At 72.8% G+C, this 26,304-nt stretch carries 26 protein-coding genes and 1 pseudogene; 18 read left to right on the top strand and 9 right to left on the bottom strand.

Annotation, left to right across the window (positions count from 1 at the left end; all coding sequences use genetic code 11):
• Positions 1 to 12 precede the first annotated feature (12 nt).
• Genes L1857_RS21685 through L1857_RS21670 form a run of 4 tightly spaced genes read right to left on the bottom strand, consistent with a single transcriptional unit; the run spans position 13 to position 3,769 of the window.
• Positions 13 to 2,265: a heavy metal translocating P-type ATPase gene (locus tag L1857_RS21685; RefSeq protein ID WP_094002681.1), complete on the bottom strand. Its 2,253-nt coding sequence runs from the start codon at positions 2,263 to 2,265 to the stop codon at positions 13 to 15.
• A gap of 19 nt (positions 2,266 to 2,284) precedes the next feature.
• Positions 2,285 to 3,235 (bottom strand): hypothetical protein, encoded by a 951-nt coding sequence (locus tag L1857_RS21680; RefSeq protein ID WP_094002682.1) that lies wholly within the window; start codon positions 3,233 to 3,235, stop codon positions 2,285 to 2,287.
• A gap of 26 nt (positions 3,236 to 3,261) precedes the next feature.
• Positions 3,262 to 3,468 carry a heavy-metal-associated domain-containing protein gene (locus L1857_RS21675; protein WP_094002683.1) on the bottom strand — a complete coding sequence of 69 codons (207 nt, stop codon included), beginning with the start codon at positions 3,466 to 3,468 and terminating at the stop codon, positions 3,262 to 3,264.
• Between the two features lie 19 nt (positions 3,469 to 3,487).
• Entirely contained in the window at positions 3,488 to 3,769 is a 282-nt protein-coding gene (locus tag L1857_RS21670) for a metal-sensitive transcriptional regulator (protein WP_094002846.1), read from the bottom strand.
• 145 nt (positions 3,770 to 3,914) lie between these two features.
• On the opposite strand from L1857_RS21670, the gene L1857_RS21665 reads away from it, so the two are divergent.
• On the top strand, positions 3,915 to 4,451 hold the full coding sequence (locus L1857_RS21665; protein ID WP_094002684.1) for a carboxymuconolactone decarboxylase family protein: 537 nt from the start codon (positions 3,915 to 3,917) through the stop codon (positions 4,449 to 4,451).
• 18 nt (positions 4,452 to 4,469) lie between these two features.
• Here L1857_RS21665 and L1857_RS21660 read toward each other — a convergent pair whose 3' ends face one another.
• On the bottom strand, positions 4,470 to 5,165 hold the full coding sequence (locus L1857_RS21660; RefSeq protein ID WP_233156982.1) for a GntR family transcriptional regulator: 696 nt from the start codon (positions 5,163 to 5,165) through the stop codon (positions 4,470 to 4,472).
• Positions 5,166 to 5,323: 158 nt separating this feature from the next.
• Here L1857_RS21660 and L1857_RS21655 point away from each other — a divergent pair, with 158 nt between their 5' ends.
• The 6 genes and pseudogenes from L1857_RS21655 (at position 5,324) to L1857_RS21630 (ending at position 11,946) form a co-directional block, all read left to right on the top strand.
• Positions 5,324 to 6,673 (top strand): MFS transporter, encoded by a 1,350-nt coding sequence (locus L1857_RS21655; RefSeq protein WP_094002686.1) that lies wholly within the window; start codon positions 5,324 to 5,326, stop codon positions 6,671 to 6,673.
• The gene (locus L1857_RS21650; RefSeq protein ID WP_094002687.1) at positions 6,670 to 8,091 is read left to right on the top strand and encodes a fumarylacetoacetate hydrolase family protein; all 1,422 of its coding nucleotides are present in this window, start codon (positions 6,670 to 6,672) and stop codon (positions 8,089 to 8,091) included. The genes L1857_RS21655 and L1857_RS21650 overlap by 4 nt, the downstream gene beginning before the upstream one ends.
• A 25-nt stretch (positions 8,092 to 8,116) precedes the next feature.
• The gene (gene dapA, locus L1857_RS21645; RefSeq protein ID WP_249466098.1) at positions 8,117 to 9,061 is read left to right on the top strand and encodes a 4-hydroxy-tetrahydrodipicolinate synthase; all 945 of its coding nucleotides are present in this window, start codon (positions 8,117 to 8,119) and stop codon (positions 9,059 to 9,061) included.
• Positions 9,062 to 9,063: 2 nt separating this feature from the next.
• Positions 9,064 to 10,542, top strand: a pseudogene (hpaE, locus tag L1857_RS21640) (5-carboxymethyl-2-hydroxymuconate semialdehyde dehydrogenase); the annotation flags it as partial.
• Positions 10,543 to 10,570: 28 nt separating this feature from the next.
• Positions 10,571 to 11,614 carry a 3,4-dihydroxyphenylacetate 2,3-dioxygenase gene (gene hpaD, locus L1857_RS21635; RefSeq protein ID WP_094002690.1) on the top strand — a complete coding sequence of 348 codons (1,044 nt, stop codon included), beginning with the start codon at positions 10,571 to 10,573 and terminating at the stop codon, positions 11,612 to 11,614.
• Positions 11,615 to 11,709: 95 nt separating this feature from the next.
• A complete protein-coding gene (locus tag L1857_RS21630) occupies positions 11,710 to 11,946 on the top strand; it encodes a hypothetical protein (protein ID WP_094002691.1) in 237 nt (78 codons plus the stop codon).
• 10 nt (positions 11,947 to 11,956) lie between these two features.
• Here L1857_RS21630 and L1857_RS21625 read toward each other — a convergent pair whose 3' ends face one another.
• Together L1857_RS21625 and L1857_RS21620 are read right to left on the bottom strand one after the other, a co-directional pair.
• Positions 11,957 to 12,400: a DUF4383 domain-containing protein gene (locus tag L1857_RS21625; protein ID WP_094002847.1), complete on the bottom strand. Its 444-nt coding sequence runs from the start codon at positions 12,398 to 12,400 to the stop codon at positions 11,957 to 11,959.
• A 455-nt stretch (positions 12,401 to 12,855) separates the two neighbouring features.
• The gene (locus L1857_RS21620) at positions 12,856 to 13,317 is read right to left on the bottom strand and encodes a hypothetical protein (protein ID WP_198958078.1); all 462 of its coding nucleotides are present in this window, start codon (positions 13,315 to 13,317) and stop codon (positions 12,856 to 12,858) included.
• Positions 13,318 to 13,699: 382 nt separating this feature from the next.
• On the opposite strand from L1857_RS21620, the gene L1857_RS21615 reads away from it, so the two are divergent.
• Complete coding sequence (locus L1857_RS21615; RefSeq protein ID WP_116109715.1) at positions 13,700 to 14,674, top strand: L-threonylcarbamoyladenylate synthase; 975 nt, start codon at positions 13,700 to 13,702, stop codon at positions 14,672 to 14,674.
• Between the two features lie 55 nt (positions 14,675 to 14,729).
• A complete protein-coding gene (locus L1857_RS21610; protein WP_116109714.1) occupies positions 14,730 to 15,377 on the top strand; it encodes an IMPACT family protein in 648 nt (215 codons plus the stop codon).
• A 15-nt stretch (positions 15,378 to 15,392) separates the two neighbouring features.
• Here the strand turns inward: L1857_RS21610 and L1857_RS21605 are convergent, their stop codons facing one another.
• Positions 15,393 to 16,022 carry a TetR/AcrR family transcriptional regulator gene (locus tag L1857_RS21605; protein ID WP_249466090.1) on the bottom strand — a complete coding sequence of 210 codons (630 nt, stop codon included), beginning with the start codon at positions 16,020 to 16,022 and terminating at the stop codon, positions 15,393 to 15,395.
• A gap of 60 nt (positions 16,023 to 16,082) precedes the next feature.
• On the opposite strand from L1857_RS21605, the gene L1857_RS21600 reads away from it, so the two are divergent.
• The 6 genes from L1857_RS21600 (at position 16,083) to L1857_RS21575 (ending at position 20,892) form a co-directional block, all read left to right on the top strand.
• Positions 16,083 to 16,976, top strand: coding sequence for an NADP-dependent oxidoreductase (locus L1857_RS21600; RefSeq protein WP_116109713.1), 894 nt, complete (start codon positions 16,083 to 16,085; stop codon positions 16,974 to 16,976).
• 401 nt (positions 16,977 to 17,377) lie between these two features.
• Positions 17,378 to 18,514 (top strand): acyl-CoA dehydrogenase family protein, encoded by a 1,137-nt coding sequence (locus tag L1857_RS21595; protein WP_116109712.1) that lies wholly within the window; start codon positions 17,378 to 17,380, stop codon positions 18,512 to 18,514.
• Complete coding sequence (locus L1857_RS21590; protein WP_116109711.1) at positions 18,511 to 19,341, top strand: enoyl-CoA hydratase family protein; 831 nt, start codon at positions 18,511 to 18,513, stop codon at positions 19,339 to 19,341. The genes L1857_RS21595 and L1857_RS21590 overlap by 4 nt, the downstream gene beginning before the upstream one ends.
• Complete coding sequence (locus tag L1857_RS21585; RefSeq protein ID WP_249466085.1) at positions 19,338 to 20,090, top strand: SDR family NAD(P)-dependent oxidoreductase; 753 nt, start codon at positions 19,338 to 19,340, stop codon at positions 20,088 to 20,090. Before L1857_RS21590 ends, L1857_RS21585 begins: the two co-directional genes overlap by 4 nt.
• Positions 20,087 to 20,479: a RidA family protein gene (locus tag L1857_RS21580; protein WP_094002699.1), complete on the top strand. Its 393-nt coding sequence runs from the start codon at positions 20,087 to 20,089 to the stop codon at positions 20,477 to 20,479. Before L1857_RS21585 ends, L1857_RS21580 begins: the two co-directional genes overlap by 4 nt.
• Before the next feature lie 200 nt (positions 20,480 to 20,679).
• The gene (locus tag L1857_RS21575; protein WP_115944147.1) at positions 20,680 to 20,892 is read left to right on the top strand and encodes a winged helix-turn-helix transcriptional regulator; all 213 of its coding nucleotides are present in this window, start codon (positions 20,680 to 20,682) and stop codon (positions 20,890 to 20,892) included.
• Here L1857_RS21575 and L1857_RS21570 read toward each other — a convergent pair whose 3' ends face one another.
• Entirely contained in the window at positions 20,893 to 21,741 is an 849-nt protein-coding gene (locus L1857_RS21570; RefSeq protein ID WP_240323079.1) for a PaaX family transcriptional regulator, read from the bottom strand.
• Between the two features lie 85 nt (positions 21,742 to 21,826).
• Between L1857_RS21570 and L1857_RS21565 the strand changes: the two genes are divergently transcribed.
• The 3 genes from L1857_RS21565 to L1857_RS21555 are packed head-to-tail and all read left to right on the top strand — an operon-like array spanning position 21,827 to position 26,297.
• Positions 21,827 to 23,455: an AMP-binding protein gene (locus tag L1857_RS21565; RefSeq protein ID WP_116109708.1), complete on the top strand. Its 1,629-nt coding sequence runs from the start codon at positions 21,827 to 21,829 to the stop codon at positions 23,453 to 23,455.
• A complete protein-coding gene (locus L1857_RS21560; RefSeq protein ID WP_116109707.1) occupies positions 23,455 to 25,815 on the top strand; it encodes a bifunctional salicylyl-CoA 5-hydroxylase/oxidoreductase in 2,361 nt (786 codons plus the stop codon). Before L1857_RS21565 ends, L1857_RS21560 begins: the two co-directional genes overlap by 1 nt.
• Before the next feature lie 41 nt (positions 25,816 to 25,856).
• Complete coding sequence (locus L1857_RS21555; protein ID WP_198958079.1) at positions 25,857 to 26,297, top strand: MarR family transcriptional regulator; 441 nt, start codon at positions 25,857 to 25,859, stop codon at positions 26,295 to 26,297.
• The last annotated feature ends 7 nt before the right edge of the window (positions 26,298 to 26,304 follow it).

The following is a 26,304-nucleotide window of genomic DNA, read 5'->3' as shown; positions in this document are numbered from 1 at the left end:
CGGGCCGGTGGATCACCCGATGGTGCTGCGGAAGCCGCGCAGCCGCAGGCTGTTGCTCACCACGAAGACCGAGCTGAACGCCATGGCGGCGCCGGCGATCATCGGGTTGAGCAGGCCGGCGGCGGCCAGGGGGAGGGCGGCGATGTTGTAGGCGAAGGCCCAGAACAGGTTGCCCTTGATGGTGCGCAGGGTGCGCCGGGACAGGCGGATCGCGTCGGCCGCCACCCGGAGGTCGCCACGGACCAGGGTCAGGTCGCTGGCTTCGATGGCGACGTCGGTGCCGGTGCCCATGGCCAGGCCGAGGTCGGCCTGGGCGAGCGCGGCGGCGTCGTTGACCCCGTCGCCGACCATCGCCACCACCTTGTCTTCGTCCTGCAGGCGCTGGACCACGTCGACCTTGTCGGCGGGCAGGACCTCGGCGATCACCGTCTCGATGCCGACCTCGGCGGCGACTGCCTTGGCGACGGCTTCGTTGTCGCCGGTGAGCAGGACCGGGGTGAGCCCGAGGCCGCGCAGTTGCCCGATGGCTTCGGCGGAGGTGGGTTTGACGGTGTCGGCGACCACCAGCACGGCCCGGGCCCGGCCGTCCCAGCCGACGGCGACCGCGGTCTTGCCCTGCTGCTCGGCCGTGGCCTTGGCCGCGGCGAGTTCGGGGGACAGGTGCTGGCTCCAGTCCGCCAGCAGCGCGGTGCGGCCGACGAGCACGGCCTTGCCGTCGACGATGCCCTGCACGCCGAGACCTTCGAGGTTGGTGAAGTCCTCGACGGCCGGGAGGTCACCGACCCGCTCCCGCGCGCCGGTGGCGATGGCCTGGGCGATCGGGTGCTCGGAAGCGCTCTCCAGCGCTCCGGCCAAGCGAAGCACCTCGTCGGTGTCGGCGCCGTCGGTGTGCACGTCGGTCAGGGCCATCTTGCCGGTGGTGACGGTGCCGGTCTTGTCGAGCACGATCGTGTCGACGCGGCGGGTGGATTCCAGCACTTCCGGGCCCTTGATCAGGATGCCCAGCTGGGCTCCCCGGCCGGTGCCCACCAGCAGCGCGGTGGGGGTGGCCAGTCCCAGCGCGCAGGGGCAGGCGATGATCAGCACCGCGACCGCGGCGGTGAACGCCGCGGACACCGTGCCGCCGGCGCCGAGCCAGAACGCCAGGGTCCCGGCCGCCAGCGCGATGACGATGGGCACGAACACCGCGGAGATCCGGTCGGCCAGCCGCTGCACCGCGGCCTTGCCGGTCTGCGCCTGTTCGACCAGCTTCGCCATCTGCGCCAGCTGGGTGTCCGCGCCCACCCGGGTGGCCCGCACGACGAGCCGCCCGCCGGAGTTCACGGTCGCTCCGGTGACGGCGTCACCGGGCCCGACCTCGACCGGGACCGATTCGCCGGTGAGCATGCTCGCGTCGACCGCGGAACTGCCCTCGGTGATCACGCCGTCGGTGGCGATCTTCTCGCCGGGCCGGACCACGAACCGGTCACCCACGGCCAGCTGCTCGACCGGGATGCGTTCCTCGCGGCCGTTCCGCAGCACGGCGACGTCCTTGGCGCCGAGTTCGAGCAGCGCGCGCAGCGCGGCCCCGGCCCGCCGCTTGGAGCGGGCCTCGAAGTAGCGGCCGGCGAGGATGAACGTGGTCACCCCGGCCGCGACCTCGAGGTAGATGTTGCCGTCCCCGCTGATCCGCTCGATGGTCAGCTCGAACGGGTGGGTCATGCCGGGCACCCCGGCGCTGCCGAACAGCAGCGCGTAGAGCGACCAGGCGAACGCGGCCAGCGTGCCCATCGACACGAGCGTGTCCATCGTGGCCGCGCCGTGCCGCAGGTTCGTCCACGCCGCCTTGTGGAACGGCCAGGCGGCCCACACGATCACCGGTGCGGCCAGCGTGAGCGAGATCCACTGCCAGTAGGTGAACTGCAGCGCCGGGACCATCGCCAGCACGATCACCGGCACCGACAGCACCAGCGACCCGATGAGCCGCTGCCGCAACGAGCGGGCCGGGTCCTCCTCGGCGGCCTCCGGTTCCGCGGTTTCGGGCCGGGGGACGGTGGCCGAGTAGCCCGCCGCCTCGACCTGGGCGACCAGTGTGTCCGGGTCGAGGTCGGCGGGGAAGGTGACCTTCGCCTTCTCGGTGGCGTAGTTGACGGTCGCGGTGACACCGTCGAGCTTGTTGAGCTTGCGCTCGATCCGCATCGCGCACGAGGCGCAGGTCATGCCGCCGATCGCCAGTTCGATGTCCCGCGCCGCGGTCTTCGGGGAGTTCTGCAGGTCCGAAGTCATCGTGGTACCCCTTCCTCGATCAGCCGTGGCTGTGGCCGTGGCCGTCGGCGGTCGCGGGCGGCTGCGTGGTGGCCGGTGGCGTGGTCCCGGTCGCCACGGTGAACTCGGCGGTGCGGACCTTGCCCTCGTGCTGGAAGTCCAGGAACAGCCGGTAGGTGCCGGCCGAGGGGACCTCGGCGTAGAAGGTCACGGTCGGCCCGGGCCGGGTGGTCCCGTCACCGGGTGAGCCGTCGGGGTGGACGTGGAGGTAGGCCAGGTCGCCTTCGCGCAGCGCCACCAGGTGCCCGTAGGCGCCCAGGTAGGGCTGCAGGTCGGTGACCTCCCGGCCGTCCTTGGTGACCGTGACCGTCAGCTTCGACGTGTGTCCGGCGGTGAGGTCGCCGTCGAGGCGCACCTGGTAGCCGTCCACCTCCGCGACGCGCGAGGGCGCGTAGGTCCGCGGCTGGAAGTCGCCGGCCGCGGCGAGGTCGACGCCCAGGGTCGTGGCCTGGCCGCCGGTCGGCTTGAAGTCGGCGAAGGCGCGGTAGCTGCCGGCGTCGGCGACATTCAGCGGCACGGTCCAGGTGCCGTCACCGGCCATCTCCGGGTGCAGGTGCTGGAACCCGGCGGTGTCGCGGCGCACCACGATGAGGTGCATGCGCTTGTCGTGCTCGACGTCGAACGCGGTGACCGCGTTGCCGTCGGGCCCGGTGATCCGGAAGGCGAACTGGTTGGTGGTCCCGGTGGTCAGCGTCGTGTGGGTGGGCGTGAGGGTGTAACCGCCCCTGGACGACGCCAGCCCCGCGGGCAGAGCGGGTTGCGTGGTCTCCGCGACAGTGCCGCTGTGGCTGTCCCCGTGCGCGGCGTCCTCGCCGCCGCGCGTGCCAGCTTCGCTGGTGACGGGACCGACAGCGGTGCCGATCGCCCAGGCGCCACCGGCGACCAGGACGAGCGCCGCACCGTAGGCGGAGAGCTTCCCTGCAGTGTTCATGACATTCCTGTCCTCTGGGCCGGCCGCTACGCGGTCAGCTGGTATCCGGCTTCTTCGACGGCGGCGCGCACCACGTCGGTGGTGAGCGCGTTTTCGCTGGTGACGGTGACCTTGCCGGTGGGCAGATCCACCGCGACGTCCGTGACGCCCGGGATCTCGCCGACCTCCTCGGTCACCGAAGCCACGCAGTGCCCGCACGTCATGCCGGTCACGGTGTAGGTCTGCTGAGTCATTTCGCTTCCTCTCTCGTGGTCAGGAACGGACCAGCCGGGCGATGGCCTCACTGGCCTCGCGCACCTTCGCGTCCGCGGTGTTGCCACCCACGGCGATCGCCTCGGCCACGCAGTGCTTGAGGTGCTCGTCCATCAGCCCCAGCGACACCGACTGCAGCGCCTTGGTCGCCGCCGCGATCTGGGTCAGCACGTCGATGCAGTACTCGTCGTTCTCGACCATCCGCTGCAACCCGCGGACCTGCCCCTCGATCCGGCGCAGCCGCGTCAGGTAGCCGTCCTTGTCGCTGGTGTATCCCCGCATGTCCATCTCCTCTATCCGGCCGACGACTTCGACTATACCCCCTACCGGTATCCTCCGGGTCGGGTTCCCCGTTGCCGCCGATGAGGAATTTATACCCAAGGGGGGTATGCTGCGTCAAGTACCCCTCACCGGTAGGAGGCATGTGATGGAAACAGGGCGCCGGCTCCGCGCGCTGGACCCGGGCGGCGCGCCGGAGAAGTCCCGCGAGCTGCTCGGCGGAATCGTGGAGCGGCACGGCTCGGCGGGGGAGATGATCCGCACGATGGCCCACTCGCCGGCGTTGCTGCAGGGCTACCTGGAGCTGTCGCGGGCGATGAAACGCACGAAGCTGCCCCGCGCGGTGTGCGAGAAGCTCGCGATCGCCGTGCAGGAATGGATCGGCTGCGGCGCCTGCCTGGAAGCCCACATCGAGGGCGGCCGGGCCGCGGGCCTGAGTGACACCGACATCGCGCTGGCCAGGCAGGGCACCGCGACGGACCGCCGCGAGACCGCGCTCGTCGAGTTCGCGGTGCGGGTGCTGGCCGAACCGGCATCCCGCACCGACGACGACGTGGCCGGACTCCGGGCGCACGGCTGGAGCGAGCGCGTCATCGCCGAGGTGGTCGGGCTGGTGTCGCTCAACCTGCTGACCGGCGCCTTCAACCTGGTCGCCGGAATCGAACCGGCCACGCCGCCGCGGTGACCGCCGGGCGCCCGGCGCCTACGACCGCCGCTGCGTCCCGTGCTCCTTCTCCCAGTCCAGGAAGGCGGTCAGGGTGGCCGTGCGGTGGGCGCGGGCGAGGTGCTCGATCCACTCCGCGCCCGCGCCGGACCTGATCAGGGTCACCAGCTGGTCGTGTTCGGCGACGGACGCCGCCGCGCGGCCGGGGACGAACGAGAAGGTCGACTCCCGGATCGTGGCGAGCCCGGACCAGGTGCGGCGCACCGTGTCGAGGAGCCGCGGGTTGGGGCACCGTCCATAGAGGACCTCGTGGAACTCGTGGTTGAGCCGGGTGAACTCCACCGGATCCAGATCCCGCAAGCAGGTCCGCATCTGCTCGTTGAGGCCGGCCGCCTTCGCCAGGTCGGCCGGGGTGAGCAGCGGCGCGGCGAGGGCGGTCGCCGCGCTTTCCACGATCGCCAGCACCTCCATCGCGTGCTGGTACTCCACCGGGTCGATGGCGGCCACGGTCGCCCCCACGTTGTGCTGGAAGTGCACGAGTCCCTCGGCTTCCAGCAGGCGGATCGCCTCGCGGATCGGCACCGTGCTCATGCCCAGCTCGGTGGCCAGCGAACCGAGGACGAGCCGGTGCCCCGGCCCGTACACCCCGCGCGCGATCCGGTCCTTGATCACCTCGCGCGCTCGCTGGGACTTGCTCGCCGTGCCGTCCGGTTTGTCGTCCACGTGCGCAGGCACCCGGTCCTCCTTGCTCGCTGACCCGTTCGCAGCTCCCGCGCAGCCTACCAGTCATATACGAACCAGGCGTCCAGACGTCCATCTTCTCGGTGTTCTTGTCAGCTGTCGCGCAGATCGTATATGGTCCGGCGGTCCGCATCGACAACAAGGGAGTCGTGATGGCGCGACCGTTGACGAGAACCGGCCCCGAGCACCGCCGCGTCGTCCTGGCGGCGATGGCCGGCACCACCATCGAGTGGTACGACTTCTTCATCTACGCGATCTCCGCGGGACTCGTCTTCTCCACGCAGTACTTCGCCGCGCTGGGGGAGGACGCGCTCATCCTGTCCTTCGCCACCGTGGGGATCAGCTTCTTCTTCCGGCCCGTCGGCGCGGTGATCGCCGGGCACCTGGGCGACCGCATCGGCAGGCGCGCGATGCTGGTCCTCACCCTGCTGCTGATGGGCGTCTCCACGGTGCTGATCGGCCTGGTGCCCAGCGCCGCGGCGATCGGCGTGACGGCGCCGGTCGCGCTGGTCCTGCTGCGCATCGTGCAAGGACTGTCGGCGGGCGGCGAATGGGGCGGGGCCGCCCTGCTCGCCGTCGAACACGCACCGGCCGACCGCCGTGGCCTGTTCGGCGCGTTCCCGCAGATCGGGGTTCCGGTCGGGCTCCTGCTGGCCAACGGCGTGCTCGCGCTGGTGGCCGCGCTGACCACGCCGGCGCAGTTCCTCGCCTGGGGCTGGCGCATCCCCTTCCTGCTCAGCGCCGTGCTCATCGTCGCCGGGCTGGTGATCCGCTCGCGGGTCGCCGAGAGCCCGGTCTTCGAGGAGGTCCGCCGCACGCGCAGCCAGGCCGGCCTGCCCCTGGTCCAGCTGTTCCGGCACCACTGGCGGCTCGTCGTGCTCGGCGCGATCGTGTTCGCCGCCAACAACGCGGTCGGCTACATGACCACCGGCGGATACGTGCAGTCCTACGCCGTGCGGACCCTGCACCTGGAGCGCTCGACGGTGCTCGCGGCCGTCATGATCTCCGCCGTCGCCTGGCTGGTCAGCACCCTGGCCGGCGGCTGGCTGGCCGACCGCATCGGCCGGCTCCGGGTCTACCGGATCGGCTTCGTCGTCCAGCTGCTGTGGCTGGTCCCGTTCTTCGCCCTGCTCGACACCGCGAACGTGGGACTGCTGATCGTCGCGCTGCTCCTGTTCTCGGTCGGCCTCGGGTTCACCTACGGTCCCCAGGCGGCGCTCTACGCCGAGATGTACCCGGCGCGCGTGCGCTACAGCGGCGCCGCGATCTCCTACGCGCTCGGCGCGGTGCTCGGCGGCGCGTTCGCGCCCACCATCGCCGAAGCGTTGCAGTCGAGCACGGGCACCGTGTACGCCGTGTGCGCCTACCTGGCCGGGATGACCCTGCTCGGCCTGATCGCCACCGCCGCGCTCCGCGACCACCGCGGCATTCCGCTGGACGTCTCCGGCGAGCCGGCCGCGACGCCGTTGCCCGCCGAGCGCAACCCGGGTGGCGCCGCATGACCGCGACCCAGGCGCCCGGACGGCCGGGCAAGATCATCGCGGTCCACCTCAACTACCGCTCCCGGGCCGCGCAGCGGGGCCGGACCCCGGCGTACCCGTCCTACTTCCTCAAGCCGGCGACCTCCGTGGCGGCCAGCGGGGACGTGCTCGAACGGCCCCTGGGCGCGCAGCTGCTCGGCTTCGAAGGGGAGATCGCGCTCGTCATCGGGCAGACCACCCGCCGGGTCACCCCGGAGGAGGGCTGGTCCCGCGTGTCCGGCGTGACCGCGGCCAACGACCTGGGGATATACGATCTCCGCGCGGCGGACCGGGGCTCCAACCTGCGCTCGAAGGGCGGTGACGGCTTCACCCCGCTCGGACCCGTGGTGCTCCCGGCCGGCGAGCTGGACCCGGCGCGGCTGCGCGTGCGCACCTGGGTCAACGGCGTCCTGCGCCAGGAGGACACCACCGGCGGTGTGCTGTTCGGGTTCGGCCGGCTGGTGGCCGACCTGTCCCAGCTGATCACCCTCGAACCCGGCGACGTGATCCTGACCGGCACACCCGCCGGGGCGTCGGTGGTGGTGCCCGGCGACGTCGTCGAGGTCGAGGTGGACGGGTGCGGGCACACGACCGGCCGCCTGGTCACGCCGATCGCGGAGGGGACCGTCCCGTTCGGACCGTACGGCGCGCTGCCGCGGGCCGAGGACGACCTGCGCGCGGACGCCCACGGCACCCGGCCGTTCGTGCTCACCGCCGATCTGCGCCGCCGCCTCGAATCGGTGGGCACCGCGACCCTCGCCGCGCAGCTGCGCCGCCGCGGGCACGACGACGTGACGATCGACGGGCTCTCGCCCGCCAAACCGGGCAGGCGGTTCGCCGGGCAGGCCCGCACCCTGCGGTACCTGCCCTGCCGCGCCGACCTCTTCGACGAGCGCGGCGGCGGTCACAACGCGCAGAAACGCGTGATCGACTCGCTCGGTCCGGGCGAGGTGCTCGTGATGGAGGCCCGCGGGGAACGCGGCGCCGGCACCGTCGGGGACATCCTCGCGCTGCGGGCGCAGGTGCGCGGCGCGGCGGGGATCGTCACCGACGGCGGAGTGCGCGACATCGCCGCCGTGGCCGCGCTGGACATCCCGGTCCACCACGCCGGAGCGCACCCGTCCGTGCTCGGCCGCCGCCACGTGCCGTGGGACATCGACGTGCCCGTCGCCTGCGGCGGCGCCGCGGTCCGGCCCGGCGACGTGATCGTCGGCGACGACGACGGCGTGCTCGTCATCCCGCCCCCGCTCGCCGAGGAGGTCGTCGCCGCGGCCGAGGAGCAGGAACGGCAGGAGACGTTCATCGCCGCGCAGGTGGCCGCCGGCGAACCAGTGGCGGGCCTGTACCCGATGGACGAGCACTGGCGGGCCCGGTACGCCGACTGGCTCGCCGGGCAGTGAGACCCGTTTCCCGGAAAGGAGATCCATGCGATTCCGCGCGGACCCGCGGTCGATCAGAGGCTCGATCGCACCGCTGATGACCCCGTTCACCGCCGAGGGGGACCTCGACCACGCCGGCCTGGCGAACCTGGTGCGCTGGCAGCTGGCGGCGGGCAGCCACGGCATCTCGCTCGGCGGGTCGACCGGTGAGCCCGGCGCGCAGACGGTGGCCGAACGCGCCGCGGCGATCCGGACCGTGGCCGCCGAGATCGGCGACCGCGTGCCGTTCCTGCCGGGCACCGGCTCGGCGAAACTCGGCGAAACCCTGGAGCTGACCGCCGCCGCCCGGGACGCGGGCGCCGACGCCGTGCTCGTGATCACCCCGTACTACGCGCGCCCCACCCAGGAAGCGCTCTACACCTGGTACCGCACGGTGGCGCGCGAGTTCCCCGACCTGCCGATCGTGGCCTACAACGTGCCCAGCCGCACCGCGGTGGACCTCGCCCCGGAGACCGTGGCCCGGCTCTTCCGCGACCTGGACAACTTCGTCGGCGTCAAGGAGACCACCCGGGATTTCGAGCACTTCTCCCGCGTGCTGCACCAGTGCGGGCCGGAACTGCTGGTGTGGTCCGGGATCGAGCTGCTGTGCCTGCCGCTGCTGGCGCTCGGCGGCGCCGGGTTCGTCAGCGCCACCGCCAACCTCGCCCCGGCCGCCTGCGCCGCGATGTACGAGGCGTGGCAGGCCGGCGACCACGAGCGCGCCCGCGAACTCCACTACGGCCTGCACCCGCTGGTGGACCTGCTGTTCGTGGAGACCAACCCGGCACCCGGCAAGTGGGTGCTGGCCCAGCGCGGCCTCATCGCGTCGGCGCACGTGCGGCCCCCGCTGGTCCCGCCCTCGGAAGCCGCGCTCGCCCGCATCCGGGACCTCCTGCGCCAGGGCGAGGCGTACCTGAGCCCGGCGGACGGATTTTCGACGGAAGGACAGTGACCATGCCCGAGCCCCATGTCCCCGGTGGGTTGCCGGAAGCGATCCGGCACTACATCGGCGGCGAGTTCACCGACAGCCTCTCCGGCAAGACCTTCGACGTGCTCGACCCGGTGTCCAACCAGGTGTACGTCACCGCCGCGGCGGGACAGGCCGAGGACGTCGACCGGGCGGTCGCGGCGGCGCGCGAGGCGTTCACCGGCGGCCCCTGGCCGGGCCTGCCGCCGCGCGCCCGCGCCCGGGTGCTGAACCGCATCGCCGACGCCGTCGAGGCGCAGGACGCCCGGCTCGCCGAGCTGGAGACGTTCGACACCGGCCTGCCGATCACCCAGGCGCTCGGGCAGGCGCACCGCGCGGCCGAGAACTTCCGGTTCTTCGCCGACCTGATCGTGGCCCAGTCCGACGACACCTACCGGGTGCCCGGCAGGCAGCTCAACTACGTGCACCGCAAGCCGGTCGGCGTCGCCGGGCTCATCACGCCGTGGAACACGCCGTTCATGCTGGAGAGCTGGAAACTGGCGCCCGCGCTCGCGGCGGGATGCACCGTGGTGCTCAAACCGGCCGAGTTCACCCCGCTGTCGGCCGGGCTGTGGGCCGGCATCTTCGCCGAGGCCGGCCTGCCCGACGGTGTGTTCAACCTCGTCCACGGGTTCGGCGAGGAAGCCGGCGACGCGCTGGTGAAACACCCGGACGTGCCGCTGATCTCGTTCACCGGCGAGAGCGCCACCGGGCAGACGATCTTCCGCAACTGCGCGGCCGGCCTGAAGGGCATGTCCATGGAGCTGGGCGGCAAGTCGCCGGCGATCGTGTTCGCCGACGCCGACCTCGACGCCGCGCTGGACTCCACGGTGTTCGGCGTGTTCTCCCTCAACGGGGAACGCTGCACCGCGGGCAGCCGCATCCTCGTCGAGCGCGCCGTCTACGACGAGTTCTGCGAGCGTTTCGCCGCCCGCGCCCGTGCGATCGTCGTCGGCGACCCGCACGACCCGGCCACCGAGGTCGGCGCGCTGGTGCACCCCGAGCATCACGCGAAGGTGATGCGTTACGTCGAACTCGGCCGGTCCGAGGGACGGCTGCTCGCCGGCGGCGGCCGCCCGCCCGGCCTGGACACCGGGAACTACGTGGCGCCGACCGTGTTCGCCGACGTCGCCCCGGACGCGCGGATCTTCCAGGAGGAGATCTTCGGTCCCGTCGTCGCGCTCACCCCCTTCGACAGCGAGGACGAGGCACTGGCGCTGGCCAACGACGTCCGGTACGGCCTGGCCGCCTACGTGTGGACCTCGAACCTGGAACGCGCGCACACCTTCGCCCAGTCGGTCGAGGCCGGGATGGTCTGGCTGAACTCGCACAACGTCCGCGACCTGCGGACCCCGTTCGGCGGGATCAAGGCTTCCGGGCTCGGCCAGGAGGGCGGTTACCGCTCGCTCGACTTCTACACCCACCAGCAGGCCATCCACGTCTCACTCGGCCCCGTGCGCACCCCCGGTTCGGCGCGGTCCGGAAAGGACAGTCATGACCACCACCCCGCCCGATGTGCTCCGCTGCGCCTACGCCGAGCTGGTCGTGACCGACCTGGCCGCGTCCCGGGCGTTCTACGTCGACGTGCTCGGCCTGATCCCCACGTACGAGGACGGCGAGCGGATCCACCTCCGCGCGGTCGAGGAGTACCTGCACCATTCGCTGGTGCTGCGCCAGGGGGACACGCCCGCGCTGGCGGTGCTCGGCTACCGGGTGCGCGGCGCCGCCGACCTCGACCTCGCCGAGGCGCACTACCGCGCCCTCGGGGTGCGGGTGCAGCGGCGCCCGGCCGGGGCGACGCGCGGGATCGGCGAAGCCGTGCGGGTGGAGGACCCGCTCGGCTTCCCGGTGGAGTTCTTCCACGACGCCGTGCACGTGGAACGGTTCACCCAGCGCTACGACGTGCACGGCGCGGGCGCACTGTCCCGGTTGGACCACTTCAACCTCGGCACGCCCGACGTCCCGGCCGCCCGGGCCTACTACGAGGACCTCGGTTTCCGCGTGTCGGAGGACATCCAGGACGCCGAGGGCACGGTCTACGCGGCGTGGATGTTCCGCAAACCGACGGTGCACGACGTGGCCCTCACCGGCGGCGACGGTCCCCGGCTGCACCACCTCGCGTTCGCCACCCACGAACGGCACCAGATCCTGCACATCTGCGACCACCTCGGCGCGCTGCGCCGGTCCGGGATGATCGAGCGCGGGCCCGGGCGCCACGGGGTGTCGAACGCGTTCTACCTCTACGTCCGCGACCCGGACGGCCACCGGATCGAGATCTACACCCACGACTACTACACCGGCGACCCGGACAACCCGGTGATCACCTGGGACGTGCACGACCACCAGCGGCGGGACTGGTGGGGCAACCCGGTGGTGCCCAGCTGGTACACCGACGCCTCCCCGGTGCTCGACCTCGACGGGCGGGTCCGGCCGGTGGTGCCCCGCGTGCAGCCCCGGGAGGCCGAGGTCACCGTCGGCGCGGACGGCTTCTCCTACACGAGCCCGCGCAACGGCTTCAAACTGGGCGAACAGGTCTGACGGTGCGCCCGGCGTGGCGATCACGCGGTGCCCCCGGCGCGGGGCACCGCGGCCGGTACCGTGGACGCGGGCACCGAGGCGAGGGGAGCGCGGGCATGGACGACGAGCACCGGTTCGACCGCGACGCCTACCGCGCCTTCGTCCGCGCCCACCACCCCGACGTCGGCGGCGATCCCGAGCTGTTCCGCGAGGGGCTGCGCCGCTTCCACGCCGCCCGCACCGCACCGGCGAACCCGATCGTGTTCGTGCGGCGCCGCCGCGGGGTCGCGGGCCTCGTCCAGCGCCTGCGGGAGGGCTGGACGCGGCACCGCCGGCCGCCGCGGGTGCGGTAGCCGCTCCGGTTCAGTGTGCGGTGCGCCGTCCGCGCGCGGTGAGCAGGCCGAGCGCGATCATCGCGACCCCGAGCACCAGGTGCAGCCAGTTGTCGGCGGTGTTGACCGGGACGAAGTTGGCGCTCCCGGCCTCGTCGACGACCAGCCCGTACACCCACAGGACCAGGTAGATCGCGCCGCCGCCGATCAGGAAGGCACGGGCGGCCCCCGCGCTGCGCGACGCGGCCAGGCCGGCGACACCGAACAGCAGGTGCACGATGTTGTGCAGCACCGAGACCGCGAACACGCCCAGCAACAGGGCCCCGGAGTGGTGCCCGGCGAAGGTCAGCTCGTCGTAGCCGGTGGTGATGCCGGGGACGAAGCCGAGGATGCCGACCAGGAGGAACACGGCGCCCACGACGCCGGCGGCGGCGCGCGCCCCGCGGGTGGTGGACAGGGTGGTGGATCGGGACATGGTGATCACCTCAACCAGTGGATCGAGTCGGTCAGCGGGTTCTCGTCGCGGAGCGGGTTCCGGATGGGCGCCGCCCGGCCCCGATGCGGGCCGGCCGCCTGGTCCAGCTGCGTGGCCGCGGTTCCCCGGTGGTGGTCACTCCGGGCATTCGGGCCCGTCGCCGTGCGGATCGGATGGACCGGGATCTTCGCGCCGGCCGATCCGGTGACGGTGCGGCGCCGGATCCGCGGCCCATCAGTCCACTACGCACGTTCAAGCCCCGGGCGACCCGGCTGCGCCCAGGAAGTGACCGAGCTACGGGCGGCGGCCGCACGACTCGCCGCCGTCGCGCGACCCCTGCCTCACGGCTGCCCGGGGCGGTGCCGGCGGCGATCACCGGGGTGCGGGAGCCGGGGTGTGTGGCCGGTGACGCCGGGGATCCCGCGACGGTTCTCGACCGTCCCGCGCCGAGCCGGTCAGGACGCTCGCGGCGGCAGAGCCGGGTGGCCGGTGGGGTGGATACCGATCGCGAAGCCGTAGGTGGTGTCCCCGGACCGGGGCAGCCGGTCGAACTCGTCGACGAGCTGGGCCATTCTGTCCCAGAACCGCGCGGCCCGGTCCCCGGAGATGCGCGCGTGGCGGATGAAGCCCCACAGCTGTCCGGCCTCGAAAGCCGCGGCGGGCTCGCGCGCCGCCACCTCGAAGTCGTCGAAGTCCCCGGAGACCGCCGCCTCGGCCACGGCCGGCTCCGCCGCGACGAAGAACATGCGTGCGGTGCGGCCGTAGAACCGTTCCGCAACGGCTCGGACCCGCCGCGTGCGCACCACCCGGAGCAGGCCGTTGCCGGCGAGCACCTGCACGTGGTGCGCGACGGTGCTCTTGGGCTTGACCGAGGGCGTGTGGAGCGTCGCCGAGGACCTGCGCCGGGCGGGCCACATGGTGCACCCCCCGGATCTGTTCGGGGGCGGACCTTCGCCGGCCTCGAGGAAGGTTTCGCCTTCGCTCGCCACGCCGGGTTCGAACAGCTGCGGGAGCGTGGGATCGCCGAGGCGGAGGCGCTGGGACCGGAACTCGGGTACGCCGGGTTCTCGTTCGGTGTCACCATCGCCCAGCGGCTCGCGCAGACCCGCCCTGGAGCACGCGGCGCGGTGCTCATCGACTCCTCACTCCCCGCGTACGACCCCGAGGCAGCCGGGGTACTCCTGGATCGCGGGCGCTCTTTCCTCGCCTCGGTGTGACTCCCGCCAGGCGGACGGGGCCGGGTCCGCCGACCTCCACCACCGCGCGTCCGGCGAGCGGGGCGGTGGGAGAATCGGGCGCGTGACGGCGAGTACCAGTGACATCGACAAGGCGGCCGGCCTGCTGCGTGCCGGGCGCCTGGTGGCCTTCCCGACCGAGACGGTCTACGGCCTGGGCGCCAACGCCGAGGACGCGGCCGCCGTCGCACGGGTGTACCGGGCCAAGGGGCGCCCGTCGTCGCATCCGTTGATCGTTCACCTCGGCGGTGCGGGGCAGCTGGGGGACTGGGTCGAGGACGTGCCCGCGACGGCGCGCCTGCTGGCCGAGCGGTTCTGGCCGGGGCCGCTGACACTGGTGCTGCGCCGGGCCCGCCGGGTGCCGCTGGAGGCGACCGGTGGTCTGGAGACCGTGGCGGTGCGCGTGCCCGATCACCCCGTCGCGCTGGCGTTGCTGGCGGCGTTCGGTGGCGGTGTCGTGGCGCCGTCGGCGAACCGGTTCGGCTCCGTCAGCCCCACGACGGCCGGCCACGTGCGGACCGAGCTCGGCGACGCCGTCGACTTCGTGCTCGACGGCGGCCCCTGCCACGTCGGGGTGGAGTCGACGATCGTCGACGTCACCGGTGACGAGCCGAGTGTCCTGCGACCGGGCGGGGTGACCCGCGAGGACCTCGAAGCCGTGCTGGAGCGCCCGCTCGCGGTTCCCGCGACCAGCCACATCCGGGTGCCGGGCCAGCACCCGTCGCACTACGCGCCGCGGGCGCGGGTGGTGCTGGTCGAGCCGGAGAAGGTCGTCACCGAGGCGGAGCTGGCCGGCGAGCAGGGGCACAAGGTGGGCCTCCTGCTGCCCCCGGACGCGGGCGACGCCCCGGTGAACGCGCACGCGGTGGCGGAGGTCCCGGCTTCGATGGCCGCCTACGCGCGCAACCTCTACGGCTTCCTGCGGGAGCTGGACCAGCGGGGGTGCGACCTCATCATCGCGTCGCTCCCGCCGGAGGAGGGGCTCGGGCTCGCGATCGCCAACCGGCTGCGCCGCGCCGCCGGCCCCCGCACCGGCTGATCAGGACAGTCGCGAAGGCGCTCGACCGCAACGGTCCTTCCCAGGTTGGTGTGATCTGAAGTCAGCGAAGAGCGCGGTCCGGGTCATCGCCCGTGATGGGGAGCACGAGGTCGAGATCAGGCGGTCCCGGTTCCGGTGCACCGTTGCCCGCGTCGGTGACGCCGAGGCCGCCGCGGCGGTGATCGCGCGGGTGCGCAAGGCCGGGCCGGGTGCCAACCACCACTGCACGGCCCTCCGGACCGGCGACCCGGAGACCGGCGAGATGACCGTGCGCAGCAACGACGACGGCGAACCCGCCGGCACGGCGGGCGTTCCGATGCTCGAGGTGCTGGCGCGCCGCAACCTGACCGATGTCGTCGCCGTCGTGTCGCGGTGGTTCGGTGGGACCAAGCTCGGCGCGGGCGGGCTGGTCCGCGCGTACTCCGGTGCGCTGGCCGAAACCCTGGACGCCGTCGGGACGCTTCGCCGGGTTCGGCACCGCGAACTGCTGCTCGCCGTGCCGCACGACCTCGCCGGCCGTCTCGAGCACGACCTGCGCACCTCGCCCTACCGGCTGCTGGGCGCCGACTACGGGGCGGACGTCACGCTGACGGTCGCCGTCACCGAGGCCGGCCGCGATGCGTTCAGCGCGTGGCTCGCCGAGCGCTCCGGTGGCGCGGTCGAGGCCCTCGACGCGGGGACGCGGGACCTCTACCTGCCCTGAGCGGCGGCACACCGGTCAGCACGGTCCTGCCGCACGTGATCGAGGAGTTCCTTGCGCGGCCCGGCACGCGACCTCCCAGGCGGCCTCGATCATGGGGAAGATCTCGTCCACCGCAGCCTCCGGATCGGTGGCTTCGCGGCCGAGCGAGAAGGCGTCCACCACGAACCTCGCGACGGTCCGGCAGGCGATGGTGACCTGCGGCAGGCCGAGGTCCGCGGCGATGGCCACGGCCAGCGCCTCGGCGTGACGCAGCCGCATCGACTTCTCGTAGTCCCGCAGCGCGGGTGACTCGTCGATCATCCGCCAGAGCGGGCCGGCGCCGTCGCCGGTGCAGTGCCGCAGCAGCGCCTGGACCTCGCGGCGCAGTGCCGGCATGAGTGGCTCCTGCGGGGATCGGTGTGTCACCGCTCGCACGAGGCGCTGTTCGAAGTCGTCGTCCCGCTCGAAGACCAGGGCCTCTTTCGACGCGAAGTGGGCGAAGACCGTGGTCACGGCTACATCGGCCGCAGCGGCGACGTCACGGATCCCCACCGCGTCGTACCCGCGCTCCAGGAAGAGCCGCAGTGCGGTGTCGGCGATCTTCTGCCGGGTCGCGGCCTTCTTGCGCTCACGGCGTCCTGGGGCGCTTCTGCCATGGGTGGACACTACCAGGTGCAAAATCCTATCCGTTGTTAAATGCTAACCGTTAGTGTTACGGTCGCCGGTATGAAGAAGGTGGTCTTCGCCGAGTACGGCGGTCCCGAAGTCCTGCAGCTCGTCGACGCCGAGGAGCCGCACGCGGGGCCTGGTCAGGTGCGCATCGCGGTGCGGGCCGCCGGTGTGAACGCCCACGACTGGAGGGTGCGCGAGGGCCAGTTCCGGGACTCGCGCCCGATCGCGTTGCCTTCCGGGGTGGGGCTCGACGCGTCGGGGGTGGTGGACGAGATAGGTGCGGGCGTGGCCGGGGTCGAGATCGGGGACCCTGTGTTGGGCGAAGGGTCGGACACCTATGCGGAGTTCGCGGTGCTGTCCGCGTGGGCTCCGATGCCCGGGGGCCTGACGTTTCCGGAGGCGGCCGGCTACGCCTCGGTGGTGGAGTCCGCGCTGCGCATCATCGGGCTGGCCGGGGTGGAGCCTGGGCAGACGCTGCTGGTGAGCGGCGCGGCCGGGGGAGTCGGATCGGTGGTGTTGCAGATCGCCCGGGAGCGTGGCATCACCGTCATCGGCACCGCCGGGCCGTCCAATCAGGACTACGTGCGCAGCCTGGGCGCGTTCGCCACCACCTACGGCGACGGCTGGGTCGGGCGGGTGCGACAGCTCGGCGAGGTCGACGCCGCTCTCGACCTGGCCGGCTCCGGGGTGATCCGCGAGCTCGTCGAGCTGACCGGGGACCCCCGGCGGGTGGTCTCCATCGCCGACCTCAGCGCGCCCGAGCACGGTGCCCGGTTCTCCGGAACGGCCGGGAGCGTGCAGGACGCGCTCGACGAGGTTGCCGGCCTCATCGCGGCGGGGAAGCTGCGCCTGCCGGTCGAGAAGACCTACGCGCTCACGGAAGCTGCGGCCGCGCACGCCGACAGCCAAGCCGGCCACACGCGCGGGCGCCGGGTCATCGTCCTGTGATGTCTGAAAGCGTCGCCGTTGCGGTCAAGCGCGAGGCGCGGCGCCCGCCGGCCGCCGCGGTCACGCTCGCGTGCGTGCTCCCAACCGTGACGTCATGGTGAGGGAGCCGCACGTTCGACTCCTGCAGGGGTACGCATCCGTGCACCGTCGCGGCGGGGCCCGCGGCTCGACCGGGAGAGCATCCGCACGGTACAGCGCGCGGGGCCCGGCGGCCACCCGGAACTCATGACTCCGGGGAGCCTGGATCGACACCAGGACGCGCGACCACCGGCCCCGACCGGCTTGGCCCACGCCGCGGCGGCCTGCGCAGCCGTCCGGCACCCCGGCGCGTTCATTTCGGTTCCTTGACGAGCGTCATCGCTGCGATATTCTGGCCCTGACGTCCGCGAAGGGAGTTCCGGGTGAGCGGCTTCCGGCTCAGTGGCGAGCAGCGTGAGTACGTGCGCTGGGTGCGCGAAGCCGCGAGTGGGCTTCCCGCGCCAGTGCCCGGCCGGGTGGACCGCGCCCTGGTGCAGGCCCTGGGGGAGCGCGGCCTGCTGCGGGGCCTGTTCGGGCCGGGCGACCCGCCGTCCGGTGCCGCGGCCCTGCGGTTGTGCCTGCTGCGCGAGACGATCGCCCAGATCAGCACCGAGGCGGAGACCGCGCTCGCGCTGCAGGGGCTGGGCAGCTACCCGATCCTGCAGTCCGGCTCACCCGAACTGGTCAGCCGCTGGATCCCCGCGGTGATCTCCGGGGAGGCGGTCGCCGCGTTCGCCCTGACCGAGGCGGGCGCCGGATCGGACGCCGCGGCGCTTCAGCTGCGCGCCGAACGCGACGGCGACGGCTGGGTGCTGACCGGCGAGAAGCTGTGGATCTCCAACGCCCCCGACGCCGACATCTACACCGTCTTCGCGCGCACCACGCCCGACGCCGGCGCGCGCGGCGTCACCGCGTTCGCCGTCCCGGGGACGAGCCCGGGGTTGTCCGGGGAACCGCTCGACATGCTGTCCCCGCACCCGATCGGCCGCCTGGTGTTCGACGGGGTGCGGGTCGGCGCGGGCGCGGTGCTGGGCGAGGTCGACCGCGGGTTCACCGTCGCCATGCGCACGCTGGACCTGTTCCGGCCCAGCGTCGGCGCCTTCGCGGTCGGGATGGCCCAGGCCGCGCTCGACGCGACGCTGACCCACGTCCGGGAACGCCGGGTGTACGGGGCGCCGCTGGCGAACCAGCAGTCCGTGGCGCACCGCGTCGCCGAGATGGCGACGGAGCTGGAGGCGGCCCGGCTGCTCGTCTACGCCGCGGCCGCGGCCTACGACGACGGCGCCGGACCGGACGAGCAGCCGCGGCGGTCGGCGATGGCGAAGCTGTACGCCACCGAAGCCGCGCAGCGGATCGTCGACGGGTGCGTCCAGCTGCACGGCGCGGCGGCCCTGCGGCGGGGACATCCGCTGGAACACCTCTACCGCGACGTGCGGGCGCTGCGCATCTACGAAGGCGCCTCCGAAGTCCAGCGTTCCCTCATCGCCCGCAACCTGATCGGCAGGGAGTACACCCGATGACCTACCGCTTCCACGCCTCCCCGCGGCTGACCGAGCACTGGCGGCACTTCCGGTTCGCCAAGGACGGCGGCGTGGCCACCGTGACCCTGGACCGGCCGGAGAAACTCAACCCGCTGACCTTCGAAAGCTACGCCGACCTGCGCGACCTGCTCGCCGAGCTGCCGCACCACCAGGACGTGCGCGCGCTGGTCATCCGCGGCGAGGGCAAGGGGTTCTGCGGTGGCGGCGACGTCGACGAGATCATCGGCGAGCTGATCCGGATGGAGCCGCGCGACCTGATGCGGTTCACGAAGATGACCGGCGCGGTCATCCGGGCGATGCGGGAGTGCCCGATCCCGATCATCACCGCCATCCACGGCATCGCAGCCGGCGCGGGCGCGGTGGTGGCGCTGGCGTCGGACTTCCGGATCGTGAGCCGGTCCGGGCGCTTCGCCTTCCTGTTCACCAAGGTGGGCCTGTCCGGCGGCGACATGGGCGCGGCGTACCTGCTGCCGCGCGTGGTCGGGCTCGGGCGGGCCACCGAGCTGCTGATGCTCGGCGACACGATCGACGCCGAGACCGCCGGCCGGTACGGCCTGGTGTCGCGGCTGGTGGCCGACGACGAGCTGGACACCGTGGTCGCCGACCTGGCCCGCCGGCTCGCCGACGGCCCGACGCTCGCGCTCGCGCAGACGAAGTCGTTGCTCACGGCCGAACTGGACATGTCCATGCCGGCGTCGATGGAACTGGACGCGATGACCCAGGCCCTGCTCATGACCACGCGCGACCACGCCGAGTTCCACGCCGCGTTCACCGAACGCCGCGCCCCGCGCTGGGAGGGCCGTTGACCGCGCGGGTCGCGCTGGTGACCGGCGCCGGCCGCGGCATCGGCCGCGAGATCGCCCGCCGGCTCAGCGGCGAGGGCCTGCGCGTGGCCCTGGTGGCCCGCGACCGCGACCAGCTCGCCCGCACGGCGAGCGGCTGCGCCGGAGCGACGATGGTGCTCCCCGCCGACGTCACCGAACCGGAGGCGGCCGAGCACGTGCACGCCGAGATCGAACGGACGTGGGGGCCGGTCGAGGTCCTCGTCGCCGGCGCCGGGGCCGGCCATTCGGCGCGGCTGGAACGCACGACCGACGCGGACTGGCAGCGCATGCTCGACCTGAACCTGACCGCGCCGTTCCGCTTCGTGCGGCGCGCGGTACCGGCCATGCGGGACGCCGGCTGGGGGCGGATCGTGGTGGTGGCGTCCAGCGCCGCGCACATCGGTGAGCCCTACATCGCGGCCTACACCGCGAGCAAGCACGGGGTGCTGGGCCTGGTCCGGTCCGCGGCCGCGGAGCTGGCGCGCACCGGCGTGACCGTCAACGCGGTGTGTCCCGGCTACGTGGACACCCCGATGACGGAGGCGACGATCGCGAACATCGTGGCGTCCTCGGGGCGCAGCCCGGAACAGGCCCGGGAGGCGCTGGAACGCAAGCAGCCGATCGGCCGGCTGATCACGCCCGCCGAGGTGGCCGACGCGGTGTGGTTCTGCGTCGCCAGCAGCGCGGTGACCGGGCAGGCGATCAATGTGGACGGAGGTGCCGTGCAGTGAGCGTCGAACGCGTCAACCCGCCGGAACTGGCGCCGCCACGGGGTTTCTCGCACGCGGTCGTCGGCACCGGGACGACGGTCTTCCTGGCCGGGCAGACCGCGTTGGACCGAAGTGGACGGATCGTCGGCGGGGACATCGTGGCGCAGTTCGAGCAGGCCCTGTCCAACCTGCTCACCGCACTGCGGGCGGCGGGCGGCGAGCCGGGGCAGCTGGCGAGCCTGACCGTGTACGTCACCGACATGGACGACTACCGGGCCCACGCCGGGGAGATCGGCCGGGTGTGGCGACGCCTGGCAGGCCGGGACTACCCGGCGATGGCGGGCATCGGCGTGGCCCGGCTGTGGGATGCCGAGGCGCTGGTCGAGGTGCAGGGGTTCGCCGTGGTGTGACCGCCTGGGCTTCGCCAAGCAGCGGGAACACCGCTTCGAGCCAGGACTTCGGCTCCGAGCCTGCTGAGCACGCTCTGGGACGTTCCCGGGGTGGCCTGTCGACCGGACTGCACCTGGCCTGCATCGCCGCCCGGCAGCGGCGTGGCAGCCGTGGATGCCGTTGCGCAGGATCGTCCAGTCCGTACGGCCGGCGTATCCCGATGGCCTGCGACGTCCGGGAGGTCCTGGACCGCATCGGCGACACATGGACGGTGCCGGCCCGCGTCGAGTACGCGCTGACTCCCACCGGCCACAGCCTCACGTTCGTGCTGAAAGCCGTCGCCGACTGGGCGGCGGAGCACCGCCACACCGTGATCGAGTCTCGCGCCCGCTGGGACCGCGGGACGGCAGCGCCTGGTCCCGGCGTGGCTTGACTACCGCGCGAGCAGGGGTTCGACGTGGTCGTGCGCGGGCCCGGCGAGCCGGCGCCGTAACTCGAAGAACACCTCCGCCGCGCGGAGGCCGATCCAGCCGGCCGGGAGCACCTCCAGGGGGAGCCCGGGTTCGAGGTAGGGCAGCCGCCGCCAGTCGGTGAGCGCGTGGACGTAGTCGGCGAACGCTTCCGCGCCGTCGATGCGGCGCCGTCGCCGGTAGCGCGCGAGCACCGGCTCGTGGCGGCTCAGGAACGTGTCGTACAGCTCGTGCAGGCGCTGGAGGTCCCACCAGTCCCGCACCCGCTCCGCGGTCGCGGCGAAACCCAGGTGGTCGGCGTGGAACAGCTCGACGTAGGGATCCAGGCCCTGGCGCAGGAGCGCCTCCCGCGTCTCGCCGAGCAGGTGCGCCGGGGCGATCCACACCCCCGACGACACCGTGCCGAACCCGAGCCAGGACAGCCGGGAGCGCAGCTGGTGCCGTTTGTCGCGTTCGGACTCCGGCACGCTGAACACCGCCATCAGCCAGCCCTCACCGGCATCGGCCCGGCGGCGCTCGAAGATGCGGCGGTCGCCCTCGTCGAGGATCTCGCGGGCGGTGGCGGACAGTTCGTACCCGGCGGCCCCGCCGACCTTCGCCGCCGTCAGCAGCCCGCGCCGCTTGAGCCGGAAGACCGCGGACCGCACGGCCGGCTCGTCCACCCCGCAGTGCGCCAGCAGCTGGATCAGCGCGGCGACGCTCATCCAGCCGCCCGCCTCCCGGGCGTAGAGACCGTAGACGGTGACGATCAGCGCCCGCGGCTGCTGCCCACGCCCGTTGTTCTCGTCCGCACCGGTGGCCACGGCAGTCACTCTAACCCGCCGCGCGGTGGCGTCCCCGGCTACATCATTTCTATCGCCGTCTTGACTACCGTCACGAAAAGAGAATGATTGGGGCATGACCTTCCCGGGTTCCGCGCACGCCGACACGTTCTGCCGGGACAACCTGCCGCCCCGGCACTCCTGGCCGGAGTTCCTGGAGGAACTGCCCGAGCTGCGGTATCCGCCGCGGCTCAACTGCGGCGTCGAACTCCTCGACGCGGTCATCGAGCGGCTCGGGCCGGACCGCCCGTGCCTGCTCACCCCGGACGGCGAAACCTGGACCTACGGCCAGTTGCGGGACCGGGTCGATCGCCTCGCCTGGGTGCTCACCGAACAGCTCGGCGTGGTTCCCGGGCAGCGGGTCCTGCTGCGCGGCCCGAACACCCCGGCGCTGGCCGCCTGCTGGCTCGCGGTGATGAAGGCCGGCGCCGTCGCGGTGGCGACGATGCCCCTGCTGCGGGCCGGGGAGCTGACCGCGATCGCCCGGATCGCCGCGGTCAACCTCGCGCTGTGCGACGCGCGGTTCGACGGCGAACTCGTGGCGGCCGACCTGGCCGGCGCGCCGGTGGTCCGGTACGGCGGAGGCGATCCGGACGACCTGATGGCCCGCGCGCGGGCGGCGCCGGGCGGGTTCACCGCGGTCGACACCGCGGCCGACGACGTCGCGCTGCTGGCGTTCACGTCGGGCACCACGGGGCGGCCGAAGGCGACCATGCACTTCCACCGGGACGTCCTGGCGATCACCGACACCTTCTCCCGGCACGTCCTGCGGCCGCGCCCGGACGACGTCTTCACCGGCACCCCGCCGCTGGCGTTCACCTTCGGTCTCGGCGGCCTGCTGGTGTTCCCGCTGCGCGCCGGCGCGGCCACGCTCCTGATCGAGAAGGCGACCCCGGACGAGCTGGCCGACGCCATCGAGGCCCACGACGTCTCCGTGTGCTTCACCGCCCCCACCGCCTACCGCGCCATGCTCCGCTCGAACCGGGTCCGCGCGCTGGGCAAGCTGCGGCGGGCGGTGTCGGCGGGGGAGCACCTGCCGGAGGCGACGTGGCGCGCGGTGCACGAGGCGACCGGCCTGCGCCTGATCGACGGCATCGGCGCGACCGAGATGCTGCACATCTTCGTCTCCGCCGCCGACGACGACATCCGGCCCGGCGCCACCGGCCGCGCCGTGCCCGGATACCGGGCGGCCGTGCTCGGCGAAGACGGCAAGCCGCTGCCGCCGGGGACGCCGGGGCGGCTGGCGGTGAAGGGGCCGACCGGCTGCCGGTACCTGGCCGACGACCGCCAGGCCGCCTACGTCCAGGACGGCTGGAACATCACCGGCGACACCTTCGTCGCCGACGAGGACGGCTACCTCTACTTCGTGGCCCGCAACGACGACATGATCGTCTCCTCCGGCTACAACATCGCCGGGCCGGAGGTCGAGGAGGCCCTGCTCGCGCACGAGGCCGTCCTCGAGTGCGGTGTGGTCGGCGTGCCCGACCCCGAACGCGGCCAGCTCGTCAAGGCCTTCGTCGTCCCGTCGCCCGGCGTCGAGGCGGACCAGGCCCTGGTGTCCGAGTTGCAGAACTTCGTGAAGGCGCGGATCGCGCCGTACAAGTATCCGCGCGCGGTCGAGTTCGTCTCCGATCTTCCGCGCAGCAACACCGGAAAGCTGCAGCGCTACAAGCTTCGCGAGCGCGATCACGCGGGGGAGCGGTGATGCGGATCGCGGTGATCGGCGGCGGGCCGGGCGGTCTGTACTTCGCGGCGCTGGCCAAACAGCTGGGCCCGGGCGACGAGATCGACGTGTGGGAACGCAACGCCGCCGACGACACGTTCGGGTTCGGCGTGGTGTTCTCGGACGAGACACTCGGGGGCATCGAGCACGCCGACGAGCAGGTCTACCGGCAGATGGCGCGGGAATTCGCCCGCTGGGACGACATCGACGTGCACTTCCGCGGCCAGGTGCTCACCAGCGGCGGCCACGGGTTCGCCGCGATGAGCCGCAAACGGCTGCTGCAGATCCTGCAGCAGCGGTGCGCCGGGCTGGGCGTGCGGCTGCACTTCGCCACGCCCGCCCCGGACGCCGACCGGCTCGCGGCCGAGTACGACCTCGTCGTCGCCGCGGACGGGGTGAACTCGGCGGTGCGCGCCCGCCACGCGGGCGTGTTCGGCCCGTCCCTGGACGACCGCTCGTGCCGCTACATGTGGCTGGGCACGGACAAGGTGTTCGACGCGTTCAAGTTCTACATCGAACAGACGCCGTACGGGGTCATGCAGATCCACGGCTACCCGTTCGACGCGCACGGCAGCACCTTCATCGTGGAGATGGCCGAACAGGTGTGGCAGCGGGCCGGGTTCGCCGCCTTCGCCGACCGCGAGTTCGCGCCGGGGGAGTCCGACGAGAAGTCGATCGAGCTGGTGCGGGAGCTGTTCGCCGGCGTGCTGGGCGGCGCCCGGCTGCTGGCGAACAACTCCCGGTGGATCACCTTCACCACGGTGCGCAACCAGCGGTGGCGCCACGGCAACGTCATCCTGCTCGGGGACGCCGCGCACACCGCGCACTTCTCGATCGGCTCGGGCACCAAGCTCGCGATGGAGGACGCGCTCGCGCTCGCCGCGTCCCTGCACGAGCAGCCGGACGTGGAGCGGGCGCTGATCGCCTACGAGGCGGAGCGCAAGCCGGTGGTCGAGTCGACCCAGCGCGCGGCGCAGGCCAGCCTGGAGTGGTTCGAGAACCTGGGCCAGTACGTGCACCAGGAGCCGGTGCAGTTCGCGTTCAACATCATGACCCGCAGCCGTCGCGTCACCTACGACAACCTCCGCGTCCGCGACCCCGGGTTCGTCGACCGCGCCGACCGCTGGTTCGCCGGGCACGAGCAGCGGCGCGGCCACGGCGACGGCAGCATGCGGCCGCCGATGTTCCAGCCGTTCCGGCTGCGCGGGCTGGAGCTGCGCAACCGCGTGGTGGTGTCCCCGATGGACATGTACCGGGCCTGCGACGGGATGCCCGGCGACTTCCACCTGGTGCACCTCGGCGGCAAGGCGCTCGGCGGCGCGGGCCTGGTGATGACCGAGATGGTGTGTGTGTCCGACATCGGCCGGATCACCCCGGGCTGCACCGGGATCTACACCGACGAGCAGGCGCGGGCGTGGCGGCGGATCACCGAGTTCGTGCACGCCGAGAGCACCGCGAAGATCGGCATCCAGATCGGGCACTCGGGGCGCAAGGGCTCCACCCGGCTGATGTGGGAGGGCATCGACCAGCCGCTGCCGGAGGGCAACTGGCCGGTCGTCGCCCCGTCGCCCCTGCCCTACCGGGAGGGCGTGAACCAGGTGCCGCGCGAACTCGATCCGGACGACCTCGCCGTGATCCGGCGCCAGTTCACCGACGCCGCGGCGCGGGCCGCCGACGCCGGGTTCGACCTGCTCGAACTGCACTGCGCGCACGGCTACCTGTTGTCGTCGTTCATCTCACCGCTGACCAACCACCGCACCGACGGCTACGGCGGGTCGCTGGAGGCGCGGCTGCGGTTCCCGCTCGAGGTGTTCCGGGCGATGCGGCGGGTGTGGCCGGCGGACCGGCCGATGAGTGTCCGGATCTCGGCCACGGACTGGTGCGACGACGGCATCACCGCCGAGGATTCGGTGGAGATCGCCCGCGCGTTCGCCGCGGCCGGGGCGGACGTCATCGACGTGTCCACCGGCCAGGTGGATCCCGCCGAGAAGCCCGCGTTCGGCCGGTCCTACCAGACGCCCTTCGCCGACCGCATCCGCAACGAAACCGGCATCGCGACCATGGCGGTCGGCGTCATCTCCTCCTACGACGACGTCAACTCGATCCTGCTCGCCGGCCGCGCGGACCTGTGCCTGCTGGGCCGCGCGCACCTGTACGACCCGAACTGGACGCTGCGCGCCGCCGCGGAGCAGGGGTATTCCGGTCCCGGGGCGGAGTGGCCGCTGCCGTGGCGGCCGGGGTCCCGGCGCCCGCAGACCGGCCGCACCGAAGGCCCCAAGCCCAGGCTGGAGCTGATCCGCCGCGGGGAGCCGGGGACCGCGCACCGCCGCTGGCGGCCGTAAAGAACATCGGAAACTAATTGAGTTACTGATACACTTCGCCGGTGCCTGCCGAACTGAGCGTCGCCGAGCTGACCGCCGTGTTCGAGGACTTCACCCGGATGGCCATCCGGCTCCCGGCCGGGCAGCGGCGGAGCTTCACGACGCTGTCCGTGCTCCACACGCTGGCCCGCCGCGGCCCGCGGCGACTCACCGAGCTGACGGCCAGCGAACAGGTCACGCAGTCGGCGATCACCCAGATCGTGACCAAGCTGGAGCGCGACGGGCTGGTGCGGCGCGAGCCGGACCCGTCGGACGGCCGCGGGGTCCTGGTGCGGATCACCGAGGCGGGGGCGGCGGTCGTGGACGGACGACGGGCCGAGCGCCAGGCGCGGCTCGCCGAACTCGCCGGCCGGCTCACCCCGGCGGAGCGCACGGCCATCGCGGCGGCGCTGCCCGCCCTGGCCCGCCTGGTCGAACTCGATCAGGGACGAACGGTGCAGTGACCGCAGG

Origin of the sequence: Amycolatopsis thermalba (assembly GCF_023376025.1) — a bacterium.
Lineage (GTDB): Bacteria > Actinomycetota > Actinomycetes > Mycobacteriales > Pseudonocardiaceae > Amycolatopsis_E > Amycolatopsis_E thermalba.
This window is presented reverse-complemented; position numbering and strand designations above follow the sequence as displayed.